Here is a 9223-nt window from a genome sequence, read left to right as displayed (position 1 = left end):
TCACCGGTCCACCTCCCCAAACACGACGTCGATGGAACCGATCACGCTCGATACGTCGGCCAGCATGTGGCCTTTGGTGAAATATTCGAGCGCCTGCAGCGACGCATAGCTCGGCGCGCGGATCTTGCAGCGGTACGGCTTGTTGGTGCCGTCCGACACGAGATAGACGCCGAACTCGCCTTTGGGCGCTTCCACGGCGGCATAGACCTCGCCTTCCGGCACCTTGAACCCTTCCGTGTACAGCTTGAAGTGATGGATCAGCGCTTCCATCGACGACTTCATCTCGGCGCGGCGCGGCGGCACCACCTTGTGGTCGACCGACATCACCGGCCCGGACGGCAGGTTCTGAAGACACTGCTTCATGATCTTGGTCGATTGGCGCATTTCTTCGATGCGCATGCAGTAGCGGTCGTAATTGTCGCCGTTCTTGCCGACCGGAATCTGGAATTCGAGATCGCTGTAGCACTCGTACGGCTGGGCGCGGCGCAGATCCCACGGCACGCCGGTGGAACGCAGCAACACGCCGGTGAGGCCGTAGCTTTCCGCCGCTTCGCGCGTCAGCTTGGCGATTTCCACATTGCGCTGCTTGAAAATGCGGTTTTCGGTAAGCAGACCCTCGATGTCGTCGATCACCTTCGGGAAGGTGTCGCAGAAGGCGAGCATGTCCTCGATCAGCTTGCCCGGCAGATCCTGATGCACGCCGCCGGGGCGGAAATAGTTGGCATGCATGCGCGCGCCGCACGCCGCCTCATAGAAATTCATCAGCTTTTCGCGCTCTTCGAAGCCCCACAGCGGCGGGGTGAGCGCGCCAACGTCCATCGCCTGGGTGGTGATCTGCAACAGATGCGACAACAGCCGCCCGACCTCGCAGAACAGCACGCGGACATATTGCCCGCGCTTGGGCACTTCCAGCCCGAGCAGCTTCTCGATCGCCAGGCAATAAGCGTGTTCCTGGTTCATCGGCGCGACGTAATCGAGGCGGTCGAAATAGGGCACGTTCTGCAGATAGGTCTTGTGCTCCATCAGCTTCTCGGTGCCGCGATGGAGGAGACCGATATGCGGATCGACGCGCGTGACCAGCTCGCCGTCAAGCTCGAGCACGAGGCGCAACACGCCATGCGCAGCGGGATGCTGCGGCCCGAAGTTGATGGTGATGCGGCCGTCTTCACTCTTGGCGCCGTCCTTCAGCCAGGGCGGGCATTCGTCGGGGCGGAAGGAGGTGTAGTCGTTCATGGTGCACCACAAGGGAGTAGCGAATGGGGAGTAGGGAATAGGGAGTAGGGAGTACTATTCATCTCAACCCTCACGCTTTCGTTGCAGTGCGCGAATAAGCATACGTAACATCTTTCCAACCTCCGTCGCATGGGCAAGCAACGGATCGCCAATTGCGGCGGGCATTATTTCGACACGGCTCGACAACAACAAATGCGTTTCCAGTTCCTTGAGAGAGCCCTGCGCGATGCGAAGGTGCTGAATGTACGACTGGGTGCTCTCCCTTCCATATCCTTCGGCGACGTTGGCGGGGACGGAAGCTGCAGCACGACGGATTTGACTCGTCAAACCGAATGTCTCCGATTTGGGAAAATCGCGCGTAGCTCGATAGCACGCCTCGGCCAAAGACATCGCCTCCTGCCATATCTTCAAGTCCCGATAGGATGAGATCTGTTCGCCGCACAATTCTTTTCCCTACTCCCTACTCCCTACTCCCTACTCCCCCTTCATCACCCTCTCCGCCCCTTCCCACGGGCTCAGGAAATCGAACTCGCGAAATTCCTGGACCAGTTCCACGGGCCGGTAGGCGACGCGCTTCTGGTCGTCGTCGTAGCGCAGTTCGACGAATCCGGTGACCGGGAAATCCTTGCGCAGCGGATGGCCTTCGAAGCCGTAGTCGGTCAGCAGGCGCCTGAGGTCGGGATGGCCGGCGAAGGTGATGCCGTACATGTCCCAGGCCTCGCGCTCGAACCATTGCGCGCCGGCAAACGCGCCGATCGCGGTCGGCACCGGCGTCGCCTCGTCGGTCTGCACCTTGACCCGGATGCGCGCGTTCCGGGTCAGGGACAGCAGATGATAGACGACGTCGAACCGCTTCTCGCGCGCGGGATAATCGGCACCGCAGATGTCGATCAGGGTGCGGAAGCCGAATTCGTCGCGCAACGTCACCAGCACATGCACGATGTCCTTCGCCTCGGCGCACACGGTCAGTTCGCCGTACGCGACCTTGGTCGTGACGGCCCCGCATGCGGCAACGATCTTTTCACCCAGCCCGGCAGGATCGGTCATTTCCACTCCTCGGCAACGTGGATGTAGAGCTTCACCGTCGTGTCGTAACGCTTCAGCGAAGCGCGGATGTCGGGCTCGATCACGGCGACTTCCTCGTGACTGCCGGTGAACTTGCGGATCGCATCCATGCTTTCCCAACGCGTGATGATGACGAACTCGACATCGTCCTTGACGTTCTTGCCGTGACGTTCGAGCGCTTCGGCACTGATGAAACCGTCGTACCCGCGCAATTTCGGCATCAGTTCGTCATGGAAGTGATGGCGATATTCATCAGCGTCTTCGTGCAGTGCTTCGGCCGTCCAAATGCGAACAATCATGGCATTCCCCCCTGTTCACCTGTCGATCGTGCCCGTGCGGCGGATTTTCCGCTGCAGCATCAACAGGCCATAGACCAGCGCTTCCGCCGTCGGCGGACAGCCGGGCACGTAGATGTCGACCGGCACGATGCGATCGCATCCGCGCACGACCGAATAGCTGTAATGATAATAGCCGCCGCCGTTGGCGCAGCTGCCCATCGACACGACATAGCGCGGCTCGGGCATCTGGTCGTAGACCTTGCGCAGAGCGGGCGCCATCTTGTTGCACAGCGTGCCGGCGACGATCATCACGTCGGACTGGCGAGGCGACGCGCGCGGCGCAATCCCGAAACGCTCGAGATCGTAACGCGGCATCGACGCCTGCATCATTTCCACGGCGCAGCAGGCGAGCCCGAAGGTCATCCAGAACATCGAACCGGTGCGGGCCCAGTTGACCAGCATATCGAACGGGGCGACCAGAAATCCCTTGTCGGCCCATTCGGCCTTCATCGCCTCGAAATAGGGATCGTTGGGCGCGATCGGCCCAGCCCCTTCGACGCCCGCGCGAGCTGCGGTTCCTGCCGGGATCACTCCCATTCGAGGGCTCCCTTCTTCCATTCATAGATGAAGCCGATGGTCAGTACACCCAGGAACACCACCATCGACCAGAAGGCGAACACGCCCGTCGCGCCCAGCGTCACCGCCCAGGGAAACAGGAACGCCACTTCGAGATCGAAAATAATGAACAGGATCGAGACCAGGTAATAGCGCACGTCGAACTTCATGCGGGCATCGCCGAAGGCGTTGAAGCCGCACTCGTAGGCCGAGAGCTTTTCCGGGTCCGGGCTCTTGGGCGCGATCACGTAGGGCACGATCACCAGGAAAATGGTGATGGCCGCCCCGATCGCGATGAAGATCAGGATTGGCAGGTATTCCAGGAGCAGTTTTTCCATCGAATTCCCTTACGCACGGGCAAGCCCCGCGACCCCCAAACGTCGGGGCGGCTGCGCTGCACCGATTTAGAATGGGTTTAGACCAGGAGTCGGCCCAGGAAAACAGGGAATCTTTGGGGAATCGCCGCGAAAACGCTAGGGAAATAGGTTAAGGTTAGAAGATTTCCAGATTATTGCGCGCCGTGAACCAAACCCTCAGGGCAGAAGCTTGGAACGCGGGCGTTTACCGATGCCCCAATCCCAGGTCCCCTCGCATAAGCCGGTAACCTTGCGGGCCGGGTCCACCGCCAGGGTCTGCTTAAGAATTTGCTCGACTTCACCATACCGGTGGTCGTCAAACCGGCTGGAGGGCGACGGCGCCACCCCTTGCATGTCGCGTGCGTGAAGCGTCAGGAAGGTCCGGAAGTCGTCGGAGGCTTCCTTGATCTGGCCATTGGCGGCGTAGGAACATGACCGGCGCCAGAATGCGCCCTCATAATCCGGCTGCGCCTTAAGGCCCTCGGTGTATTCGCCAATTGCCGCTTCCGGCAAATCCATCAGGTCGAACAACCAGCCGCGGTGGTAATGATACGGCATGGTAGCGTTCCAGCCGTTGATGGCACCGAGCCGGTCGAGCCACTCCGATGCCTCGCGCAGCTTGCCGAGGTCGCGATAGGCCCATTCGAGGCCACGATAGACGGTGGCCGATTCGGCCGGCCAGCGCAGCAGCCCGTCTTTATAAATGGCGATCGCATCGTCGTAAGCGCCGAGGGTTTCCAGCACGCGCGCAACCTGGAATGCCGCCTTGGCCTCGTCGGGGGCCGCCTTCTGCCAGGCGCGGGCATCGTCCAGCGCCGCCAGCAACGCCTGATCGCGCGCCTCGCCGGGTGGGTTATCGGCCAGCGCATCGTCTTCCCTGAGATCGGCGCGGGTCTTGAGCGCCAGCACTCTGAGCTTCGCCGTCAGGCCCTTTTCGGCCAGCGCGCGGTCGAGCAGCGGCAGCGCCATCTTCGACTGGCCGGCAACTGAATAGGCGACGCCCTGTGCCAGCGCTCGCTCGGCGGTCTCCACCCCAGCTGGCGCCGCCGAGAGCTCGTAACCAAGAATCGTCTTGTCGCCAGCCACCAGCTTGGCAACGGCGAAAACGGGCAGACCCTTGTCGCGATCGACCGACGCGACGGCGGGGTCGAACCAGACCTGCACCGACCGCCCATCCTTCGAGGCCGCCGACAATGCCTGGAACATCGCCTCGGCATTGGCCGTCTTGCTGCGGTCGACGACAAACGACAGATCGACGAAGTCGAGCGTGAACACCAGCCGGCTGTCTTCCAGCGTGCCGTCCTCGACATTGCTTTCGGCCTTGAGCAACGCCGGCTCGGCGGATGCAAGCCCGGCAAACAGTAGCCCAACGATGGCGATCAGGATGCGGCGCATGAAATCCCCCCGGCTGCACGCGACGGGATTTGATATCTCTGCAAGGGCAATGTCCAGCGCCCGGTCAGGATGCCAGATTGAGGCGCACCGCGGCGGCGGCGGCGAAGGGCGACAGCACAACCGTCAAGAGCGAAAACGCCGCCAGCAGCAGCAAGGCGCCGCTGGCAATTCCGTCGAGCACGGCGAGGACCACGGCGGCGCCGAAAATCACCCCGGGCGCCATCAACGGCAGCACGATCAGAGGCAGGATCAAGCCGCCGCGGCGGATCGACAGCGTCAGTCCGGCCCCGATGGCACCGATGGCGCTGACCGCCGGCGTGCCGATCAACAGCGACAGGCAGAGCGCGCCGGTTGCCGTGGGCGGCAGGCCGTAGAGCACCGCCAGCAGCGCCGCCAATACGCTGATCGGCAGACCGGTCGCCAGCCAGTGCGCCAGCGATTTCGCCAGCACGACGGCCTCCAGCGACAGCGACGACAACGCCAGCTGGTCGAGACTGCCGTCTTCGTAATCAGCCTGGAATAGCCGGTCGAGCGCCAAGAGGGCCGCCAGCAAGGCCGAAACCCACAACACGCCGGCAGCGATGCGGGCGAGCAGTTTCAAATCGGGGCCGATGCCGAGCGGGATCAACGTCACCACGGCGGCGAAAAATCCGAGCGCCAGCAAGGCGCCGCCGCCGGTTCGCACCGCCAGCCGCAGATCGCGATGGAGCAGCGCATAAAACGGTTTCATGGCGCCCCCAGCACCAGGCGCCGGCCGTCGATTCCAAGCGGTTCGTGGGTGGCGGCGACGACGATGCCGCCCGCGCCCGCGTGTTCGGCGACCGCCTCGGCCACCAGCGCTTTGCCCGCCGTATCGAGCGCCGCCAGCGGCTCATCGAGCAGCCACAGCGGCCGCGCCGTAAGCATCAGCCGCGCCAATGCGAGGCGCCGCTTTTGGCCGGCCGACAGCGCCACGCCGCGGATATCGGCCAGCGCCGTCAGTCCGAAGCGGGCGAGAGCCGCGTCGACGTCATGCGGGGAGCGATACAGCCGCGACCAGAACAGCGCCTGTTCGCGCACCGTTAGTTGCGCCTTGATGCCGTCGAGATGACCGAGCCAGCCGATGGCGGTGCCGCGGTCTTCCGGATCGTCGAGATCGGCATCGTCGGCTCGGATGGTGATGCGCCCCGCGGCCGGCGCCAACAGACCGGCGATCGCGCGCAACAGCGAGGTCTTGCCCGATCCGTTGGGGCCTTCGAGCGACAGCACCGCGCCGGATTCGAGCGCCAGCGACAGCCCGGTGAGCACTGTCCGCCCCCCGCGCACGATCGACAGCTCGTTGATGGCCAGCGCGATGCTCAACGCTTTCAGCCGCCTTCTTTCCAGCGACCGCTGCGCTTCAGGGCATCGACGACTTCCGGCGGCATGTATTTCTCATCGTGCTTGGCGAGAATCTGATCGGCCTTGAACACGCCCTTGTCGTCGAGCCGCCCGATGGCGACGCAGCCTTGCCCCTCGCGGAACAGCGACGGCACATCGCCCTTGTAATCGACCGGGATGGCATTCTTGCCGTCGGTGACTTCGAAATGCATCGCCAAGCCCTGATCGTGGCGGATGCTGTGCGGCACCACGAGGCCGCCGACCCGGAACGCGGTGCCGGCACCGATGTGCTTGGTGCGGATGTCGCTCGGGCTGTAGAAATAAAGCACGTTGTCCTTGAGCGCCCCGATGGCGAGCGCGGCGGCGCCGGCCCCACCGATCAACAGGCACGCGACGAACGCGATGCGCCGGCGTTTGCGGACGTTCATGAAGCCTCCTCGTCGCGGAATGCCTTCAGCCGCGCTTTCGCCTTGTGCCATCCGGCCAGCGTCCAGGCGATCAGCACGGCAATCGCCAGCGCACTGATGCCGTAGGCGGTCCAAACATAAAAGGCGTAGCCGCCCTCGTTCCAGAAATCGCTCATGCCACCCTCGCCCCGATCACCGAGCGCGCCCGCTTCTCCAGGATTTCGGTGCGCATCCGCACCAGCCACAGCGCGTAGAAGGCCAGCGTATAGCCGACGGCCATTGAAAACAGCGGCCAAAGGAACACCGGCGAGATCGCCGGGCCGCCGGCGCGCAGGATGCTCTCGCCCTGGTGCAAGGTCGTCCACCATTGCACCGAAAACTCGATGATCGGCAGGTTGATCGCGCCGACAATGGCGAAGATGGCGGTGGCCCGCGCCGCCCGCGTCTCGTTCTCGATGGCGTCGTTAAGGGCGATGTAGGCGAGATAGAGCAGCAGCAGCAGCAGAAATGACGTCAGCCGCCCGTCCCACACCCACCATGCGCCCCACATCGGCCGCCCCCACAGCGAGCCGGTGACGAGACCGAGCGCGGTGAACACCGCACCGATCGGAGCCGCAGCGCGGGCCGCGATGTCGGCGAGCGGATGACGGTTGACGAGCGAGAAGATCGAGGCCAGCGCCATCACGCCATAGGCCATCATCGCCACCCACGCCGCCGGCACATGGATGAACATGATGCGGACGGTATCGCCCTGCTGATAATCGGGCGGCGTGTTGAACCCCAGGTACAAGCCGATACCGATCATCACCACCGCGGCACCCACGATCCACGGCAACAGCGCGCCGGTCAAATCCATGAAGCGCTTGGGATGACCGAACTCGTGAAGAGAAATCATAACGGGAAGACTCCTGATTCCCGGACCGTTCCGCCGGCGGACCTTATACGGACCGGCGGCCTATTTCATCGTCACCCCGGCCAGCCGATGATGAATCTCGACCGCCAGGGGATCGTTCGCGGGAAGGCTCTTGAGCGCCGTTGTCCACATCGCCTTGGCCTTATCGCCATGGCCGGCCTTGGCCTCGGCCAGACCGACGAAATAAAGCCCTTGCGGATTGGTGTTATCGACCGCCAGCACCTTGCGCATGGTCGCGACCACGGCCGCCGGAGCCTCATCGCCCGGCGCCGCCGCCTGCTGCGCTTCGGCCAGCCCGAGCAACACATCGCGGTCAGCCGGCTTTAAGGCGGCGGCATGCTCGGCGGCGGCGACCGCTTTGCTAGCCTCGCCGATCACAACATACGCGTGCGCCAGACGCTGCCAGCCGGCCGCATCGGTGGGATTGGCCGCCATCTTGTCGGCAAGACGCTGCACCATGGCGAGAATGGTCGGATCGCGCACCGGCCCGGACGCTTGCGGGGCCGAAGCTTCGGCGGGCGGCGCCGTCATGTCGCCCATATGCTTGGCCATCGCCTTGAGATCGGGCGGCGCCGGCGCTACCGAATTGGGATCGAAGCCGCCTTCCTTGGCGAAGGCCGCGATATGCTCGTGCAGCATCGCCAGCCACGGCGCATCGGCCGGGCTCGCGGCTTCGAGATCGCGCCAGATGGCGACCGCTTGGCGATAGTTGCCGATCTGCGCTTCCGCAAGGCCAAGATAGAAGCGCGACCGTTCGCTGCGCGGCTCGGCCGACAGCGCCTTGAAAAAGGCCGCCATCGCTTCGGGCACCACGGCGCCATTGCTGGTCATCACCACGGCTTCGCCGAACTCGGAATAGGACACCGCGTCGTTGCTGCCCATGGCGAAGGCATGGCGGTAGGCGTCGGCGGCCTGCTCATATTGGTGGCCGGCGAAATAGGTGCGCCCGAGCTCGGCATAGCCGTCGGCGCTGGGATGGGCCTGCACCGCTTGGACCAGCGCGTCGGCGCCGGCGGCCGCGGCGAAGGTGGGATCGTTGTGGACCCGCCACAGATACGGCTCGCCGGGCAATCCGGGCGACCCGAGCTTGGCATACATCGCTCCGGCCCCGAGCGGGATCACCAGCGCGATCGCGATCGCCGCGCCGATGCGGGTGGTGCGGCCGCCGGGCAGGAAACCGTGCGGGCGCTGCAGCTCGGCATCCTCGGCGGCCAGCATGCGCCGGTGCACTTCGGCGCGGGCGGCATCGGCTTGTTCGGGTGTCAGCAAACCGTCTTCGACCTCCTGATCGATTTCCCCGAGCTGGCTGCGATAGACCACGATGTCGTAATCGGCGCGGCGCCGCAGTTCGCCACCGGTCCGCAGCAGCGGCACCAGCAGAATGGCGAGGATCACGAGGCCGAGCGCGGCAAAGGCGAGCCACAACATCGTCAGTCTTCCTTCTCGCCGATCAGGGCGACAACGCGGCGGGTTTCGTCTTCGCTGAGCGGCACCGGCGCGGTGGCACGGTGATGGCGGACATAGACCACCGCAACGGCGCCGCCCAACACCAGCAGAACCATCGGCCCGAACCACAGCAGCCAGGTTTCCGAATTGACCGGC

The 9223-nt window shown here is 64.2% G+C and carries 14 protein-coding genes; all 14 read right to left on the bottom strand.

The genetic code is table 11. The annotated features are described in order from the left end of the window. Complete coding sequence (locus AC1P6P_RS01440) at positions 1-1233, bottom strand: NADH-quinone oxidoreductase subunit D (protein ID WP_481400651.1); 1233 nt, start codon at positions 1231-1233, stop codon at positions 1-3. 63 nt (positions 1234-1296) lie between these two features. Beyond that, the gene (locus tag AC1P6P_RS01435; protein ID WP_481400650.1) at positions 1297-1623 is read right to left on the bottom strand and encodes a four helix bundle protein; all 327 of its coding nucleotides are present in this window, start codon (positions 1621-1623) and stop codon (positions 1297-1299) included. 84 nt (positions 1624-1707) lie between these two features. Next, positions 1708-2280, bottom strand: a complete 573-nt coding sequence (locus AC1P6P_RS01430) for an NADH-quinone oxidoreductase subunit C (protein ID WP_481400649.1) — start codon at positions 2278-2280, stop codon at positions 1708-1710. Next, the gene (locus AC1P6P_RS01425) at positions 2277-2597 is read right to left on the bottom strand and encodes an antibiotic biosynthesis monooxygenase family protein (protein ID WP_481400648.1); all 321 of its coding nucleotides are present in this window, start codon (positions 2595-2597) and stop codon (positions 2277-2279) included. The genes AC1P6P_RS01430 and AC1P6P_RS01425 overlap by 4 nt, the downstream gene beginning before the upstream one ends. Positions 2598-2612: 15 nt before the next feature. After that, entirely contained in the window at positions 2613-3194 is a 582-nt protein-coding gene (locus AC1P6P_RS01420) for a NuoB/complex I 20 kDa subunit family protein (RefSeq protein WP_481400647.1), read from the bottom strand. Then, entirely contained in the window at positions 3164-3529 is a 366-nt protein-coding gene (locus AC1P6P_RS01415) for an NADH-quinone oxidoreductase subunit A (protein ID WP_481400646.1), read from the bottom strand. The genes AC1P6P_RS01420 and AC1P6P_RS01415 overlap by 31 nt, the downstream gene beginning before the upstream one ends. A 195-nt stretch (positions 3530-3724) precedes the next feature. Then, the gene (locus AC1P6P_RS01410; protein ID WP_481400645.1) at positions 3725-4942 is read right to left on the bottom strand and encodes a tetratricopeptide repeat protein; all 1218 of its coding nucleotides are present in this window, start codon (positions 4940-4942) and stop codon (positions 3725-3727) included. 64 nt (positions 4943-5006) lie between these two features. Beyond that, positions 5007-5672: a heme exporter protein CcmB gene (gene ccmB, locus AC1P6P_RS01405; protein WP_481400644.1), complete on the bottom strand. Its 666-nt coding sequence runs from the start codon at positions 5670-5672 to the stop codon at positions 5007-5009. Then, complete coding sequence (gene ccmA, locus AC1P6P_RS01400) at positions 5669-6283, bottom strand: heme ABC exporter ATP-binding protein CcmA (RefSeq protein WP_481400643.1); 615 nt, start codon at positions 6281-6283, stop codon at positions 5669-5671. Before ccmA ends, ccmB begins: the two co-directional genes overlap by 4 nt. 5 nt (positions 6284-6288) lie before the next feature. After that, positions 6289-6729, bottom strand: coding sequence for a cytochrome c maturation protein CcmE (ccmE, locus tag AC1P6P_RS01395; protein WP_481400642.1), 441 nt, complete (start codon positions 6727-6729; stop codon positions 6289-6291). Next, complete coding sequence (ccmD, locus tag AC1P6P_RS01390) at positions 6726-6884, bottom strand: heme exporter protein CcmD (protein ID WP_481400641.1); 159 nt, start codon at positions 6882-6884, stop codon at positions 6726-6728. Before ccmD ends, ccmE begins: the two co-directional genes overlap by 4 nt. After that, a complete protein-coding gene (ccmC, locus tag AC1P6P_RS01385) occupies positions 6881-7603 on the bottom strand; it encodes a heme ABC transporter permease CcmC (protein WP_481400640.1) in 723 nt (240 codons plus the stop codon). The genes ccmD and ccmC overlap by 4 nt, the downstream gene beginning before the upstream one ends. Before the next feature lie 60 nt (positions 7604-7663). Further along, positions 7664-9049 (bottom strand): c-type cytochrome biogenesis protein CcmI, encoded by a 1386-nt coding sequence (gene ccmI, locus AC1P6P_RS01380; protein ID WP_481400639.1) that lies wholly within the window; start codon positions 9047-9049, stop codon positions 7664-7666. A gap of 2 nt (positions 9050-9051) precedes the next feature. Further along, the coding region (locus tag AC1P6P_RS01375; RefSeq protein WP_481400652.1) for a cytochrome c-type biogenesis protein CcmH at positions 9052-9223 on the bottom strand (172 nt) is incomplete at its 5' end.

The organism is Rhizomicrobium sp., from assembly GCF_056722145.1.
Note: the sequence above shows the minus strand (reverse complement) of the source record. Positions and strands in the feature narration are given on the sequence as shown.

Coding starts and splice junctions, on each gene's coding strand:
- AC1P6P_RS01440 (WP_481400651.1), bottom strand. CDS start 1,233: ATGAACGACTACACCTCCTTCCGCCCCGACGAATGCCCGCCCTGGCTG.
- AC1P6P_RS01435 (WP_481400650.1), bottom strand. CDS start 1,623: ATGTCTTTGGCCGAGGCGTGCTATCGAGCTACGCGCGATTTTCCCAAA.
- AC1P6P_RS01430 (WP_481400649.1), bottom strand. CDS start 2,280: ATGACCGATCCTGCCGGGCTGGGTGAAAAGATCGTTGCCGCATGCGGG.
- AC1P6P_RS01425 (WP_481400648.1), bottom strand. CDS start 2,597: ATGATTGTTCGCATTTGGACGGCCGAAGCACTGCACGAAGACGCTGAT.
- AC1P6P_RS01420 (WP_481400647.1), bottom strand. CDS start 3,194: ATGGAAGAAGGGAGCCCTCGAATGGGAGTGATCCCGGCAGGAACCGCA.
- AC1P6P_RS01415 (WP_481400646.1), bottom strand. CDS start 3,529: ATGGAAAAACTGCTCCTGGAATACCTGCCAATCCTGATCTTCATCGCG.
- AC1P6P_RS01410 (WP_481400645.1), bottom strand. CDS start 4,942: ATGCGCCGCATCCTGATCGCCATCGTTGGGCTACTGTTTGCCGGGCTT.
- ccmB (WP_481400644.1), bottom strand. CDS start 5,672: ATGAAACCGTTTTATGCGCTGCTCCATCGCGATCTGCGGCTGGCGGTG.
- ccmE (WP_481400642.1), bottom strand. CDS start 6,729: ATGAACGTCCGCAAACGCCGGCGCATCGCGTTCGTCGCGTGCCTGTTG.
- ccmD (WP_481400641.1), bottom strand. CDS start 6,884: ATGAGCGATTTCTGGAACGAGGGCGGCTACGCCTTTTATGTTTGGACC.
- ccmC (WP_481400640.1), bottom strand. CDS start 7,603: ATGATTTCTCTTCACGAGTTCGGTCATCCCAAGCGCTTCATGGATTTG.
- ccmI (WP_481400639.1), bottom strand. CDS start 9,049: ATGTTGTGGCTCGCCTTTGCCGCGCTCGGCCTCGTGATCCTCGCCATT.